11 protein-coding genes and 1 tRNA gene are annotated in these 14,681 nt (G+C 73.3%); 5 read left to right on the top strand and 7 right to left on the bottom strand.

Annotated features, from left to right (window positions below; genetic code table 11):
* Window positions 1–6: 6 nt before the first annotated feature.
* The 4 genes from AB0953_RS10010 to AB0953_RS09995 form a co-directional block, all read right to left on the bottom strand.
* Window positions 7–1,296, bottom strand: a complete 1,290-nt coding sequence (locus AB0953_RS10010; RefSeq protein ID WP_366858952.1) for a homoserine dehydrogenase — start codon at window positions 1,294–1,296, stop codon at window positions 7–9.
* 128 nt (window positions 1,297–1,424) lie between these two features.
* Entirely contained in the window at window positions 1,425–2,816 is a 1,392-nt protein-coding gene (gene lysA, locus AB0953_RS10005; RefSeq protein WP_366858908.1) for a diaminopimelate decarboxylase, read from the bottom strand.
* A 19-nt stretch (window positions 2,817–2,835) separates the two neighbouring features.
* Window positions 2,836–3,798, bottom strand: coding sequence for an ArgS-related anticodon-binding protein NrtL (nrtL, locus tag AB0953_RS10000; protein WP_366858907.1), 963 nt, complete (start codon window positions 3,796–3,798; stop codon window positions 2,836–2,838).
* Between the two features lie 85 nt (window positions 3,799–3,883).
* On the bottom strand, window positions 3,884–4,360 hold the full coding sequence (locus AB0953_RS09995; RefSeq protein WP_366858951.1) for a response regulator: 477 nt from the start codon (window positions 4,358–4,360) through the stop codon (window positions 3,884–3,886).
* A 99-nt stretch (window positions 4,361–4,459) separates the two neighbouring features.
* Here AB0953_RS09995 and AB0953_RS09990 point away from each other — a divergent pair.
* Together AB0953_RS09990 and AB0953_RS09985 are read left to right on the top strand one after the other, a co-directional pair.
* Window positions 4,460–4,531, top strand: a tRNA-Arg gene (locus AB0953_RS09990).
* 522 nt (window positions 4,532–5,053) lie between these two features.
* Window positions 5,054–7,063: a hypothetical protein gene (locus AB0953_RS09985; protein WP_366858906.1), complete on the top strand. Its 2,010-nt coding sequence runs from the start codon at window positions 5,054–5,056 to the stop codon at window positions 7,061–7,063.
* 81 nt (window positions 7,064–7,144) lie between these two features.
* On the opposite strand, the gene AB0953_RS09980 is transcribed toward AB0953_RS09985, so the two are convergent.
* On the bottom strand, window positions 7,145–8,410 hold the full coding sequence (locus tag AB0953_RS09980) for an alpha/beta family hydrolase (protein WP_366858905.1): 1,266 nt from the start codon (window positions 8,408–8,410) through the stop codon (window positions 7,145–7,147).
* Window positions 8,411–8,662: 252 nt separating this feature from the next.
* Between AB0953_RS09980 and AB0953_RS09975 the strand changes: the two genes are divergently transcribed.
* Window positions 8,663–9,643 carry an XdhC family protein gene (locus tag AB0953_RS09975; protein ID WP_366858904.1) on the top strand — a complete coding sequence of 327 codons (981 nt, stop codon included), beginning with the start codon at window positions 8,663–8,665 and terminating at the stop codon, window positions 9,641–9,643.
* Window positions 9,644–9,831: 188 nt separating this feature from the next.
* Window positions 9,832–10,236, top strand: a complete 405-nt coding sequence (locus tag AB0953_RS09970; RefSeq protein ID WP_366858903.1) for a DUF6479 family protein — start codon at window positions 9,832–9,834, stop codon at window positions 10,234–10,236.
* Window positions 10,237–10,330: 94 nt separating this feature from the next.
* On the opposite strand, the gene AB0953_RS09965 is transcribed toward AB0953_RS09970, so the two are convergent.
* Window positions 10,331–11,242: an ATP-dependent DNA ligase gene (locus AB0953_RS09965; RefSeq protein WP_366858902.1), complete on the bottom strand. Its 912-nt coding sequence runs from the start codon at window positions 11,240–11,242 to the stop codon at window positions 10,331–10,333.
* On the bottom strand, window positions 11,239–12,144 hold the full coding sequence (ligD, locus tag AB0953_RS09960; RefSeq protein WP_366858901.1) for a non-homologous end-joining DNA ligase: 906 nt from the start codon (window positions 12,142–12,144) through the stop codon (window positions 11,239–11,241). The genes AB0953_RS09965 and ligD overlap by 4 nt, the downstream gene beginning before the upstream one ends.
* 31 nt (window positions 12,145–12,175) lie before the next feature.
* Here ligD and AB0953_RS09955 point away from each other — a divergent pair, with 31 nt between their 5' ends.
* On the top strand, window positions 12,176–13,348 hold the full coding sequence (locus tag AB0953_RS09955) for a Ku protein (protein ID WP_366858900.1): 1,173 nt from the start codon (window positions 12,176–12,178) through the stop codon (window positions 13,346–13,348).
* Window positions 13,349–14,681: the final 1,333 nt, after the last annotated feature.

Here is a 14,681-nt window from a genome sequence, read left to right as displayed (position 1 = left end):
GGGTCCTTACTCCCCTTCAACGCGCATGATGCTGGCGACACCGCGGACGGTGTCCAGCTTCCGCAGCGCCTCGACGGTCCCGGAGAGGGCGGCGTCGGGCGCGCGGTGAGTGACGACGACGAGGGAGGCCTCGCCGTCCTTTCCCTGCTGCCGGACGGTGTCGATCGACACTCCGTGCTCCGCGAAGCAGGTCGCCACCTGGGCGAGGACACCCGGCTTGTCGGCCACATCGAGGCTGATGTGGTACCGGGTGACGACGTCGCCCATGGGGCTGACCGGCAGCTGGGTGTACGCCGACTCGCCGGGCCCCGTTGCCTCGGCGAGCTTGTTGCGGCAGACGGCGACGAGGTCGCCCAGGACCGCCGAGGCGGTCGGCGAACCGCCCGCGCCGGGCCCGTAGAACATGAGCCGCCCGGCGGCCTCCGCCTCGACGAAGACCGCGTTGTACGCCTCGCGGACGGAGGCGAGCGGGTGGCTGAGCGGGATCATCGCGGGGTGCACGCGCGCGGTGACGGACTCGCCGTCGGCGGCCCGCTCCAGGATCGCGAGGAGCTTGATGGTGCAGCCCATGCGCTTGGCGGAGGCGAAGTCCGCGGCGCTGACCTCGGTCATGCCCTCGCGGTAGACGTCGTCGAGGCGGACGCGGGTGTGGAAGGCGATGCCCGCCAGGATGGCGGCCTTGGCGGCCGCGTCGTAGCCCTCGACGTCGGCGGTCGGGTCGGCCTCGGCGTAGCCGAGGGCGGTCGCCTCGTCGAGCGCCTCCTGGTAGCCCGCGCCGGTGGCGTCCATCTTGTCGAGGATGAAGTTCGTCGTCCCGTTGACGATGCCCATCACCCGGTTGATCTTGTCGCCGGCCAGGGATTCGCGCAGCGGGCGCACGAGCGGGATGGCGCCGGCGACGGCGGCCTCGTAGTACAGGTCCAGCCCGGCCTGCTCGGCCGCCGCGTGCAGGGCGGCGCCGTCCTGGGCGAGGAGCGCCTTGTTCGCCGAGACCACGGAGATGCCGTGCTCGAAGGCGGTGGTGATGAGGGTGCGGGCCGGCTCGATGCCGCCGATCACCTCGATGGCCACGTCGATGTCGCCGCGTTTGAGCAGGGCGGTCGCATCGGTGGTGACGAGGGCCGGGTCGATGCCCTGGCGGACCTTGGAGGGACGGCGCACGGCGACGCCGGCCAGTTCGACGGGCGCGCCGATCCTGGCCGTCAGATCGTCGGCGTGCGTCGTCATGATGCGCGCCACCTCTGAGCCGACCACTCCACAGCCCAGCAGCGCCACCTTCAGCGGACGCGTACGCATCATTCGACCTACGCCTTTCGATCTTCCATCGGCACCTGGCGTACGGGGGTGCACGCCAGGCCTGAACCAGTCTCACTCAATGGACAGGAGTTTCCATCCTCGGTCCATTGAGTGAGACAGCTATTTCATCATCCGAGGTCGAGACGCAGGAGATCTTCCTCCGTCTCGCGTCGGACGATCACACGGGCCGCCCCGTCGCGCACGGCGACGACGGGCGGGCGCAGCGCGTGGTTGTAGTTGCTGGCCATGGAGCGGCAGTACGCCCCGGTGGCCGGTACGGCGAGCAGGTCGCCCGGGGCCAGGTCGGCCGGCAGGTAGGCGTCCTTGACCACGATGTCGCCGCTCTCGCAGTGCTTGCCGACGACCCGCACGAGCATCGGCTCGGCGTCCGAGGTGCGCGAGACCAGGGTGACGGCGTACTCGGCGTCGTAGAGGGCGGTGCGGATGTTGTCGGACATGCCGCCGTCCACGGACACGTACGTCCGCAGCCCCTCCAGCGGCTTGATCGTCCCGACCTCGTAGAGGGTGAACGCGGTCGGCCCGACGATGGCCCGGCCGGGCTCCACGGAGATGCGCGGCGCGCGCAGGCCGGCGGCCTCGCACTCGCGGGCCACGATCTCCTTGAGCGCCTTGGCGATCTCGTGGGGCTCGCGCGGGTCGTCGGCGGAGGTGTAGGCGATGCCGAGGCCGCCGCCGAGGTCGATCTCGGGCAGCTCGACGCCGTGCTCGTCGCGTACGGCGGCCAGCAGCTGCACCACGCGCCGGGCGGACACCTCGAAGCCGGCCATGTCGAAGATCTGCGAGCCGATGTGGGAGTGGACCCCGAGGAGGTCGAGGGAGTCGTGGCCGAGGGCGCGGCGCACCGCCTCGGCGGCCGACCCGTCGGCGACGGCGATCCCGAACTTCTGGTCCTCGTGGGCGGTGGCGATGAACTCGTGGGTGTGCGCCTCGACGCCGACCGTCACCCGGATCTGCACGGGCTGGCGCACGCCCAGCTCACGGGCGATGTGGGCGACGCGGGCGATCTCCTGGAAGGAGTCGAGCACGATCCGCCCGACACCGGCCTCGATGGCCCGCCGGATCTCGGCGGCGGACTTGTTGTTGCCGTGGAAGGCGATGCGCTCGGCGGGCATCCCGGCGGCCAGCGCCGTCGCCAGCTCGCCGCCCGAGCACACGTCGAGGTTGAGCCCCTCCTCCTTCAGCCAGCGCACGACGGCCTTGGAGAGGAAGGCCTTGCCCGCGTAGAACACGTCCGCCTCCGGGCCGAAGGCGTGCGCCCAGGCCCGGCAGCGGGCCCGGAAGTCGTCCTCGTCGAGGAAGTAGGCGGGGGTCCCGAACTCCTCGGCGAGCCGGGTGACCTCGATGCCCCCGACGGTGACGACGCCGTCGCCGTTGCGCTCGACGGTCCGCGCCCACACCTTCTCGTCGAGGGCGTTGAGGTCGGCGGGCGGCGGGGAGTAGTGCCCCTCGGGCAGGACGTCGGCGTGGCGGGGCCCGGCGGGGTGCGCGGAACGGCTCATCGGTATCTCTCTTCGCGGATCACATGCAGTCGGTGGCATCTATGCCGAGCAGGGCCAGGCCGCCGGCCAGCACCGTCCCGGCGGCTTCGGCAAGAGCGAGCCGGGCGCGGTGGGCGGCCGAGGGTTTCTCGTCCCCGTGGGGCAGCACGCAGTACTGGAAGTCGAGCAGCGCATCGGCCAGCTCGACGAGGTGCCGGACGAGCCGCTCGGGCGCCCGGTGGTGCGCGGCGGCTTCGAGCACGAGCGGCTGCTCGGCGAGCACCCGCACCAGCACCCGGCCTTCGGGCCCGACGGCGCCGGGCTCCGGCCCGAACCCGAACAACCGGGCGTTGCGCAGGAGCGCCCGGGCCCGGTCGTGGGCGTACCGCACCCGGAAGAACTCGTTGGACTCGTCCTGCACGAGCAGCCACGGCCCGAAGGAAGGCGTCTCCTGCGCGGGCACGCGCAGGACGGCCCACAGCACGGCGTCGAGCCCGTAGGCGGCGACGACATCCCGGTCCCGCCGGGCAACGGGCGCCACGGCGAGCCCCTCGCCGAGATCCTCGCGCCCGTCGTGAACGCGGCCGATCCGCCGGACGGCGGCCCGCACGGCGAAGGCCCGCAGCGATGCGCCGCCCGGGACGGCCTGCGGCCGGGGGGCGGGGTAACGCCCCGCCCGGGCCCGCACCTCGCCGACCACGTCCTCGACGGACCGCTCGGCCAGCACGAAATTGAGAAAGCCCGCCCCGGTGACCTCCACCCGGGCGATCCCCGGTTCCCGGCCGAGCCGGGAGGCCAGCAGCCGGGCCACCTCGGCCGGCGGCGCACCGGCGGCCTTGCCGACCTGGAAGGCGACGGGAGTGGCGTACTCCCCCACCCCGCCGGGCCGGGTCCGCTCGACGACGACCCGCGCCGGCACCGCCGCCCCGGCGGGCAGCTCCCCGTCCTCCACGGCGCAGCGCACGGCGCGTACGACGGTACGGGTGAGGTCGGCGGGGGTCACATCCCAAGCCTAGGGGAGAAGCCCTCCCCCACCGCGAATGGTTTCGCCATGTGAACAGCGGGAGCGTCGGCGGACTGCCGGCGGTTCAGCCGCGCCCCCGACCGGCGGGCGCGCCCTTGCGCTCGTTGCGGTCCCGCCGCTCGACCAGCCGGCGCACGACCCGTACCAGCTCGGCGGGCTCGAAGGGCTTGGCCACGAACGCCTCGACCCCGGCCTCGACCCCCGCCTCGACCTCGTGCTGCGTACAGGCGCTCACGATGGCCACGGGCAGGTGCCGGGTCCGCGGATCGGCCTTGAGCCGCGCCGCCGCCCTGAACCCGTCCAGCCGCGGCATGACCACGTCCAGCGTGATCACATCGGGCGCCACCTCGTGCACGACGTCCAGACACTCGGCACCATCGCTCGCGGTCACCACCTCGAAGCCCTCCAGCTCGAGATTGACCTTGATCAGCTGCCGGATGACCTTGTTGTCGTCGACAACAAGCACCCGGCCCGTGGCGCCTGGCACAACTCGAGAGTAGGTCCGCCTAAGCTCCCGCGTCCGGGTTTTCGCCACTTCCACCCCGTCCGAGCGACCCGCTCCCTCGTCCCCCGGAAACGGTTTCTGATCACCCCGCCGGAGCTGGTAGTGTTCAACCCGTCGCCGCACAGCGAACGACACGCCCCCGTAGCTCAGGGGATAGAGCAACGGCCTCCGGAGCCGTGTGCGCAGGTTCGAATCCTGCCGGGGGCACTCCAGCCAGACCAGCACCGCAAGGCCGCTGACCTGCGAGAGCGCCAAGCATGAAGGCCTGGACCCAGTCCCACTGAGTCCAGGTCTTCGTCGTTGTTGCGCACTGATCGCGACAGCCAACGAGGACTGCGATGCCCGCGCGTCGCCAGTGTCCCAGGGGGAGACCGAAAGCCGGCCTCACACGGCTTCCGTCAGGTTGACGGTGCCCTCGGCGAGCTCACCTTCGAACGCCGAAACAAGCGGCCTCACCAGCCGACGTGTGCCGTCCGCTGTCCCACCACGGGATGCAGACTGGCACACGCCTCACGGGGTGGGCCAGTCTGTCGCGTTGCGGGTCCGGGGCGGATTCCCCTCCGGGTTCCTCGTCCTCCGCGGAGGACGCATCGATGAGGGGCGGGGTGGGGTAGGCGGCGCGGCCGTACCGTTCGGTGGGCGTCGCGGCCGGGCCCGCGTGCGGGGAGCGGGCCGGTAGCGTACTCCGGGAGCCGGCAGGCGGCCCCGGAACGGAGCAGGCAGCCCCCAATGCGCATGCACTACGAGCCCGATGACGACGATTTCGAGGCAGCCCGTGACGTGCTCGTCGGGCGGCTGGAACGGTGGGCCGCGCAGGTCGACGGCTCCGCCGCAGTGGACACCTTCGCCGTGGCCTCCGCGCTCGACTACCGGCACGGTGCCACCGTCGACGGGCGGCTGGGGCTGTGGGAGCCGCGGCACGTCGAGGCGTTCCTGCTCGACTGGGTGCCCCGCACGGTGACGGTCCTGCCGGGTGAGGAGCTGCCCGGGGCGCCGGATGCACTGCGGCTGCTGCTGCGCTACCTGCACGCCGCCGGGCTGGCGGATCCGCGCGGGACGGCCTTGGACACCCTGCTCGGCGCCGTCGACGACGCGGCGGCCGGCTTCCCGCGGGCGATGGCCGACCGGACCCGCTGGGGGCTCGCGAAGTTCTGGACCGCCCTCGCCGCCGAACAAGGCGTCGACCTGGGGAGTCCGGCGGCGCTGGCCCGCTTCAGCGAACGCGCCCGGCGCGGGGAGGTCCCGTACGACGATGACGTACTGCAGGCCATCGCCGCACGGCACATGGCCGAGCCTCCCGGCGCGCTGCGCGCCGAGCCGCAGTTGCCCGTCGTCCTTCCGCCGCCGCAGACGCTGAGGGCCGAGGCGGGGCAGGTGCCGCTGCTCGGCATGCTGCGGGGCCTCGCCGAGTGGGCGGGCCGCGAGGGCCGGCCGGTCACAGCCACGGGCCGGCTGAAGACCGCTGACGCGCGCGGCCTCGCCGAGCGGCTCGGCACCGGGGACGCCCCGCCCGCCGCCGTGCGCTCCGCCGACGACCTGCCACGCCTGAGCCTGGTCTTCGAACTGGCCAGGGCGGCCCGCCTGGTACGGGTCGTCAAGGGGCGCGTGCACGCGGTCGGGAAGGCCGCCGGGGACCTGCGGGACCCGCTCGCCCTGTGGCGGCGCGCGTTCGACGCCGTGTTCGGAATGCGGCGGCAGCTGCTCGGTGCGAAGAGCAGCGGGCACGCCGAGTCGATGCTCTTCGACGCGTACGAGGACATCCTCCCCGATGTCCTCAACACCCTCTACAGCCTGCCCCACCCCATGCCGTGGCCCCGACTGCGCGACTCCGTCGACCACGCCTACCGCGTCCGGTTCCAACTCGGCGGCGCCGCGCATCCCGTGTGGTTCGACCACGCCCATCGCGATCTTCGCCTGGTGCTGGCCCTGCTGGAGGAACTCGGTGCCGTCGAAAGGTCGGTGGGCCTGGCGGACCCCGTCTACCGGTCGCTCCCGCTCCCCGCCGGCGCCGCGGACCCGGTGCCGGACACCGTCGAACCGTGCGACGGCCCCGTGGAACTGATCCGCCTGACCGCCCTGGGTACCTGGGCGGTACGCGCGCGCCTGCTCGACGCGGGCCGCGACGCCCCCCTCGTGGGGGAACTCGTCCACGCCCCCGCCGCCGGTCTCCTCGGCACCCTGTCCGAGCACTACGACACCGAATCGGCCCGCCTCGAACTGGAAGGGTGGGTCCAGTGCCACGGCGGCCCCGAGCGAGCCTTCCCCTTCCTCCTGGACGCCGTCCGCGCCATGCCCTACCGCACCCGTGGGCAGGCCATGCTCGAAACCCTCTCCGCCGCGCTGCCCGAGGGTGAAGGCGACCGGCTCACCATGGCCCTGCGCCACGACCCCCAGCTGGCACCGCTCGCCATCGGTGTGCTCGTCACGCGGGGCCTGCTCGCCCCCGAGGAGCTGTCCGAGGCCGAGAGTCTGGTCATGGTTGCGGAGGAGATGCTCCAGTTCCTGGAGGTCGCCGGCCCGGAAGGCTTCGGCGACGCCATCCGTGCACAGGGGGCCGACTTCCGCGAGGCCCTCGACGTGGCCCTGACCGCCTCGCACCCCGACCACGACGCGCTCCGGGAACTGCGCGAGGTCACGACCCGGCTGCCACGCACACCCGCGGCACCCGCCGGACGGCGATCGGGCACGACGGCCCGGCGGCGTGCGCGCGGCGCAAAGCGGCGGAGCGGACGCCGCTGAAAGGCGAGCAGTACCACGTCGAACTGCAGATCTGCAGGACAGCCTTCCGTCGCGCGGCGCCGGGCAGGGGTGGGCCGGAGTTCAGGGCGGGAGGTGGGTGGTGAGCCAGGATGTTGCGAGAGTGGAGACTTCGTCGAGGGCGCCCGGTTCTTCGAAGAGGTGGGTGGCGCCTTCGATGATCTCGAGGGAGTTCTCGCAGCGGAGTCGGGCCTGGGCCTCGCGGTTGAGGGTGAGGACGAGGGTGTCGTCGCCGCCGACGATCAGGAGGGTGGGGGCCCGGACCGCGGCCAGGTTCGACGCCAGGTCCGGGCGGCCGCCCCGGGAGACCACCGCGTAGACCGGGGACGCCGGGTCCGCCGCTGCCGTGAGGGCCGCGGCCGCGCCCGTGCTCGCGCCGAAGTACGCCAGGGGCAGCTCCGTGCGGGCGCCCAGCCAGGTGGTGGCGCGGGCCAGGCGGTCGGCCAGGGTCGGGATGTCGAAGACGTGCGCCCGGTGGCCCTCCTCGGCCGGGGTGAGCAGGTCGAAGAGCAGCGTGCCCAGGCCCGCCCGCTGCAGGGCCCCGGCCACCTCGCGGTTGCGCGGGCTGTGGCGGCTGCTGCCCGAGCCGTGGGCGAAGAGAACCACCGCGCGGGCGTCCGGCGGGAGGGTCAGCTCGCCCGGCAGCGGCAGGCCCCCGGCGTCCACCGTCACCTCCTGCGGCAGCGGCTGCGCCGGGCGGGCGGATGCCGCGAGGAGGGCGAGGACCTCCTCGTCCGGGGTCTGGGAGAAGTCGCGGTACCACTGGCCGACCGAGGAGAAGGCGGGGGGCGTCGAGAGGCAGACCACCTCGTCGGCCGCCTGCGCCATACGGGCCACCGCATCCGGCGGGGCCACCGGGGCCGCCATCACCACCCGGGCCGCGCCCTGCGCCCGTACGACCCGGCAGGCCGCGGCCGCCGTGGCACCGGTGGCGATGCCGTCGTCGACCACGATCGCGGTGCGGCCCTCCAGCGGGATCCGCGGCCGGCCGGCCCTGAAGCGGTGCGCCTGGCGCTCCAGCTCCCCCGTCTCGGCCTCCTCCACCCGGGCGACGTCCTGCGGGCTGATCCGGCCGCGGCGGACGATGTCGTCGCTGATCACCCGTACCCCGCCCTCGCCGATGGCGCCGAAGGCCAGCTCCCGCTGGTACGGGACGCCCAGCTTGCGTACGACGATCACGTCGAGCGGGGAGCCCAGGGCCCGGGCGACGTGGGCGGCGACCGGCACCCCGCCGCGGGGCAGACCCAGCACCACGGGGTGCTCGGGTGCGTACTCCCGGAGCGCCTCGGCCAGTCGTCGTCCCGCGTCGTCGCGGTCGGTGAACAGCACGTCCTCGCGTCTTCCCGGTGTTCGGCTCCGTCTCGGCGGTGCCGTCCTTCTTCGAAAGAACCTCATCCCGGGGCTGCGCGCAACTGCGTCCCGCCGCCGCCGTGGTCTCGTCGTACGAGGGCGCCCGTCCGGGTCTGTGCGTTTTGGGGGATGGGGAGCGGTCAGAAGCGTGCATAGGTTGGCAGTGAGGCCACATCGTGCCGTTGACCAGGTGCTTTGTGGCGGGCTCTGACGACGAGGATGGGGCAGCGCATGCGTGAACTGGTGGAGACGGCACAGCAGTGGGCGGCCGAGGGGCGGGCGGGGTTCCTGGCGCGCCCGGTGGCCGAGCAGGGCTTCGGGCCGCGGGACCCCGCCGGGGCCCTGCTGCTGGACACCCGGGGGAACTGCGTCGGCTCCCTGTACCGGGGCGTCTTCGACGCCGAGCTGGTCGCGGAGGCCGGGGCCTGGACGCCGGGGGCCTCCGCCCGCGTGTGCGAGGTGTCGGTCGGCGCCGACGAGGCCGCCGGCGCGAAGCTGACCTGCGGCGGCCGCGCCGAGATCCTGCTCCAGCCGCTGGCGGCGGTGCCGGCCGAGTGGTGGCAGCTGCTGGCCGAAGGGGTGGGCGTGGCCCTGGTGACCCGGCTCAACGAGGACGCCGACCACGGGGTCAGCGAGGTCGTACGGGCCCTCGACGAGCCCACGAACGACGCCGAGCGGCGCGCCGGCGAGCTGCTGGCCACCCGCCGGCCGGGCCGGGACGCGCTGTACGGGCAGTCCGGGCTGGTGTTCGTGGAGGCGTACCCGTCCGCGCCCCACCTCGTCATCGGCGGCGGCGGCGAGCTCGCGGAGATCATCGCTCGGCAGGCGGAACTGCTGGAGTGGGGCGCCGAGTTCGTCGCGGACGCCGCGGAGGCCGAGAAGCTGCTGGCGGCACGGCGGGACGCGGCCTGCCTGGTGATGCTCAGCCACGATCCGGAGTTCGACGTGCCGACGCTGCGGGCCGCGCTCGCGCTGGGCATCCCGTACGTCGGCGCCCTGGGCTCCCGCAAGACGACGGCGCGCCGGCGCGAGGGGCTGGAGGCGGCCGGGGCCACCGAGGCCGAGCTGGCGCGCGTCCACGGGCCGATCGGGCTGGACCTCGGCGCCCGTACGCCGGCCGAGACGGCCCTCGCGATCTGCGCCGAGATCCTGGCGGTGCTGGGCGGCCACGAGGTACGGGCGCTGCGGGACTCGGACGGGCCGCTGCGGTAGGGCCTGCGGTGGGGGCGGTTTCGCCGCCTGGCCGGCCGGCCCTCGGCCGCCCCCGGCCGGTCGGGCTCCGGACCGGCCGTCGGGCTCCGGACCGGCCGTCGGGGCTCGGCGGGCGGCTCTCAGCCCTTCATATAGGAAGATTCTTCTCTTATCGCGCGATGGCGGCGAAAAGTGGGTAGACAGTCTGTATGGACACGACCCTGAGCTACATCGCGGTCGACGCGACCATCAGTGACATCGCCTGGTTCTTCGTCGTCGGGATCCTCATCGCCGGATTCCTGCTCGCCGGCTTCAAGCTCGGCCAGCGGGTCCGGGCCAAGGAGCCGCCGCCGCCCGACGCCGAGAGCCAGCCGCACCTCCCCGACGGCGGAGCGGTCCACGAGGTCCGCGAGGAGCGCGACCCGGTGGAATTCCCCGAGGGCGGCCTGCGGCCGCACGAGATGCAGGGCTACGGAAACTTCGGCTCCACCACCTCCAGCCACCCCGACGAGGTACGCGGCCAGCGGGAGTCCGGCTTCAAGCGTCCCGAGGGGCCCGGCCCGCACCCGCAGCCCGGCGCGCCGCCGGACGCGGGACGCGGGGCGCACGCCTGACGCCGACCACCTTCCGAACGCAGCTGACCTGCGCCGTTCGCGGCGCAGGTCAGCTGCGTGTGGTCGAGGGGCGTCCCGCGTCGTGTTCCAAGTGTCAAAGCTCCGTGCGCAGCCTGAGCACCTCCGGCGGCGGGTGCCGCGTCGAGGTGTGCCGCACCTCCGCCGTCAGCGGCGGGTCCAGCGGGCAGTAGGGGGTCTCCCCGAGCCCCACCGCGCTGACCGTGGGCCGAGCGCCGGCCGCGCCCGCGCCCGGCTGCGCCCCGGCTTCCGCCCGCGCCTGAAGCTCCGCGACCAGCTCCGCCCGCAGCCCGGCCGGCAGGGGGCTCGACAGCAGCGGCGTCTGGTCCCCGACCGGCAGCACCAGCACCAGGGCCTGCGGGCGGCGCGGGGTCCCGGTGTAGCCGACGACCGCCGCGTCGCGGACCTCGGTGTGCCGCAGCTTCTGCCAGCCGCGCCGGCCCGCCGGGTACGCCTGGTCCAGCCGTTTGACGACCAGCCCCTCGATGCCGCTGGCGGGCAGCGTCTCGTACCAGGTGGCGGCCAGCTCCGGATCGGTGGTCATGGGGACCGGCTGCAGCGGCGGCCCGAGCGGGAGCAGCAGGTCCACGAGGAGGGCCCGGCGGCGCTCGTACGGGCGCCCGCGCACGTCGAGCCCGGCCAGCTCGAGCACGTCGAAGGCCGCGTACGAGGCCGGCAGGCTCTGGGCGAGCACGGCGGCCCGCGCGGCGGTCGCGGCGGCGCGGCGCTGGACGAGGGCGAAGTCGGTGCGGCCGGCGTTCCAGACGACCACCTCGCCGTCGAGGACGGTGTCGGCGGGCAGCTGCCGGGCCGCCGCGGCCAGGTCGGGGAACGCGCTGGTCACGATGCGGCCGGAGCGCGCCTGGAGCACCACGTCGACAGCGGTGCGGACGACGACGAGCCGGTGGCCGTCGAACTTCGGCTCGTACGCCAGGCCCGCCGCGCGCGGCAGGGTCCGTACGGAGGCGGCGAGGGCGACGCGGATCATGGCCGGACCTTGGGGTGCGCGGGGAGCGGGTGGGCCCGGTCGGGGTCGGTCAGCGGGGCGAAGAGGTCGCCGTGCAGCTCCAGCCGGGGCGGGATGTCGTCGGCGAGGAAGACCAGGTCGGCGGGGGTGCGGCAGGCCTCGACCTCGTCCCAGGAGACGGGCGCGGAGACGGCCGGCCGGGCCCGCGCGCGCAGCGTGTACGGGGCGGCGGTGGTCTTGGCGGCGGCGTTCTGGCTGTGGTCGACGAAGACCTTGCCGGGGCGCAGCGCCTTGGCCATGCGGTGCACGACGAGGTCGGGGAGGGCGCGCTCGGCTTCCTGGGCGAGGGCCTTGGCGTACGCGGACACGCGCGCGGAGGGGGTCGGCTCCAGGGGTACGGAAAGGTGCAGGCCCTTGGCGCCGGAGGTCTTGGGGTAGGCGTCGAGGCCGTCGGCGGCGAGGCGTTCGCGCAGCCAGAGCGCGGCGGCGCAGCATTCGACGACGGTGGCGGGCGGGCCGGGGTCGAGGTCGAGGATCATGCGGTCGGCGACGGCCGGGCTGCCGGCGGGCCACTGGTGGACGTGGAACTCGACCACCAGATTGGCGGCCCACATCAGGGAGGGCAGGTCGGACACGACCACCTGGACGGCCGAAGGGTCGTCGGATCGGGGCACGGGGGCGGTTTTCACCCAGGCGGGTGTACCGGGCGGCGGGTTCTTCGTGAAGAAGAGCTGGCCGTCCGGGCCGTCGGGATAGCGCAGGAACGACAGCGGCCGGTTGTGGATGTGGGGCAGCAGCGAGCCCGCGACGGTGGCGTAGTAGTGCAGCACCTCGCCCTTGGTGAAGCCGGACTCGGGGTAGAGGACCTTGTCCAGGTTGCTGAGCGAGATGCGACGCCCCTCCACCATGGTGATCGGCGTCATACGATGAGACTGCCACGAAACGGGAGGAACCGTGCGATCCATCTGGAACGGGGCCATCTCCTTCGGCCTGGTCAGCATTCCCATCAAGCTGGTGAACGCCACGGAGAGCCACTCGATCTCCTTCCGGCAGATCCACCTCGAGGACGGCGGGCGCATCCGCTACCGCAAGGTGTGCGAGCTGGACGGCGAGGAGGTGCCGGGCGCCGAGATCGGCAAGGGTTACGAGGAGCCGGACGGTTCGATCATCCCGATCACGGACGAGGACCTGGCGCAGCTGCCGATCGCGACGGCCAAGACGATCGAGATCGTGTCGTTCGTCCCGGCCGACGAGATCGACCCGCTGCAGATGGACGCCGCGTACTACCTCGCCGCGAACGGGGCGACGGCCGCCAAGCCGTACACGCTGCTGCGGGAGGCGCTCAAGCGCAGCCACCGGGTCGCGATCGCCAAGTACGCCCTGCGGGGGCGGGAGCGGCTGGGCATGCTGCGGGTGGTCGACGACGTGATCGCCATGCACGGGCTGCTGTGGCCGGACGAGATCCGGGTGCCGGAGGGGGTGGCCCCGGAGGGGACGGTGCAGGTACGGGAGGCGGAGCTGGACCTGGCGGACGCCCTGATGGCGACGCTGGGCGAGGTGGAGATGGCGTCGCTGCGGGACGAGTACCGCGAGGCGGTCGAGGCGATGATCGAAGCCAAGGCGGGCGGGGCGTTCGAACCGCCGGCGGAGGCGGCGGTGGAGCCGGCCGGGGGCAAGGTCATCGACCTGATGGCGGCCCTGGAGAAGAGCGTCCGGGCCGCGAAGGCGTCGCGCGGGGCGGGGTCGGAGGCAGGCGGGGGCGGGGACGATACGGGCGCGGCCGAGGCGGGCGGAGCCGGTAGGGGCGAAGCCGGTAGGGGCGAGGCGGAGGTGAGACCGATCCGCCGCAAGAGCGCGGCCGCGGCGCCGAAGGCGGTGGGCGGCAAGAAGTCCACGGCATCGACGGCGGCGAAGAAGAAGACGGCGGCGGCGTCCGGCGGCGGTACGACGAGGAAGTCGACGTCGTCCGCGACGAAGACGGCGTCGTCGACCGCCCGGAAGTCCGCCACGAAGTCCACGGCAAAGACGGCGAAGGCAGCACAGACGGGGAAGACGGCGAAAACGGCAAAGACGGCCACCGCCGCCGCCACGAAGAAGGCAGCACCCCGCAAGCGGACGTCGGCGTAGGGCCGGCGCCGGCCGATCTGCGGTGTGGGTGTTTCCCCTTGCCGGCCGGGGACTGAGGGGTGAGGCGGGGCGGAGCCCTGCGCCCTCGCGGGTGGGCCGGTGGGGAGAGATGGCGGCGGGCGGCGGGAAGCTGCCCCGGGGCGGGACCGGGCTGACCTGTCGGGCGGGGGCTTGGATGACGGGGTCACGGTCGACCGGCGTCGGAGGGTGTCCGGGGGCGTCCCGGCCGCCCATTGTCCTTTCGGTTCGCGCCGGCCCGTCAAGGGCGCTCCCTTCGGTCGCGTCGCTTCGCGATGGCCTTCGGCCACCCTTGACAGACCGACACGACCCGAAATGCCAAAGAGCTGCCGGGAAGCCCCCGAAGGATGGCCAGGGGGTCAAGTCCAGCCTTCTCCCTCGTCAGAGACCTCCCTCTCCCGCCCCAGGTGCAGAATCCTTCCTTCCCGGATTCCCGCCCCTCCCCGGCACCGGGCATGCGGGAAGCCAAGCCCCAGAACCGCCAAAGCGGCCATCGCCGGAGCCGAGGGACCGCACCCTGCACCAGGCATCACCACAATGGGTGCCCGGACCGGGGAGACGCATCAGATCGCTACGCGCTTCTCTCTTCTCGGCGTCCGGCGGCCGTCTGTGGCTGGTAGCGCATCAGATCGCTACGTGCCCCTCTCTTCTGGGCGTCCGACGCCCGTCTGCAGCCGGGAGCGCGACAGATCGCGACGTGGCTCGTCATTCTCAGCGTCGGACGACCGTCCGTGGCTGATAGACGACACGGATCGCTGCGCGCTGTCGTCAGAGTGGAGGCTGACGGCCGTCATGGGTGAGTGCGAGCGCTCAAGCGACCCATTTGGACCGATTTGGCGGCGGAGCGGAGACGGAAGGGGGGCCAGACGGAGTCTGACGTCAGGAAAGTCGTCATTTGGCTACCGGAGGCGCCTTTCGCAGCCTACAGAGGGTCGAAGAATCCTTTCTGTAAGCCGACCGCCCCCACCCGGCCAGGCATCCGGCCATATGGCTGCGCCTACCGCCACGACGGCCGTCCGACGCCGAGAATTCCCGGGCCATGTAGCGATCTGAGGCGCTCCCGGCCACGGACGGCCGTCGGACGCTGAGACGTGCCGGGCCACGTAGCGATCTGTTGCGCTACCAGCCACAGGCGGCCGTCGGACGCTGAGAAGAGAGAAGCGCGTAGCGATTTGACGCGTCTCCCTGCTCCCGGTGGGCTTTTTGCGGGTCTGGGGGATCGGCTTCCCGGATGCCCGGGGGTGGGGAGGGGTGGTGGTCCTGGGAGGAAGGATTCTGCACATCGGGACCCGGACCTGCCCTCTCTGACGAGGGA

This window comes from Streptomyces sp. NPDC046866 (assembly GCF_040704625.1).
Classification (GTDB): Bacteria; Actinomycetota; Actinomycetes; order Streptomycetales; family Streptomycetaceae; genus Streptomyces.
The sequence above is the reverse complement of the archived record's forward strand: the minus strand, read 5'-3'. Positions and strand labels throughout refer to the sequence as shown.

Coding starts and splice junctions, on each gene's coding strand:
- AB0953_RS10010 (WP_366858952.1), bottom strand. CDS start 1,296: ATGCGTACGCGTCCGCTGAAGGTGGCGCTGCTGGGCTGTGGAGTGGTC.
- lysA (WP_366858908.1), bottom strand. CDS start 2,816: ATGAGCCGTTCCGCGCACCCCGCCGGGCCCCGCCACGCCGACGTCCTG.
- AB0953_RS09985 (WP_366858906.1), top strand. CDS start 5,054: ATGCGCATGCACTACGAGCCCGATGACGACGATTTCGAGGCAGCCCGT.
- AB0953_RS09975 (WP_366858904.1), top strand. CDS start 8,663: ATGCGTGAACTGGTGGAGACGGCACAGCAGTGGGCGGCCGAGGGGCGG.
- AB0953_RS09970 (WP_366858903.1), top strand. CDS start 9,832: ATGGACACGACCCTGAGCTACATCGCGGTCGACGCGACCATCAGTGAC.
- AB0953_RS09965 (WP_366858902.1), bottom strand. CDS start 11,242: ATGATCCGCGTCGCCCTCGCCGCCTCCGTACGGACCCTGCCGCGCGCG.
- ligD (WP_366858901.1), bottom strand. CDS start 12,144: ATGACGCCGATCACCATGGTGGAGGGGCGTCGCATCTCGCTCAGCAAC.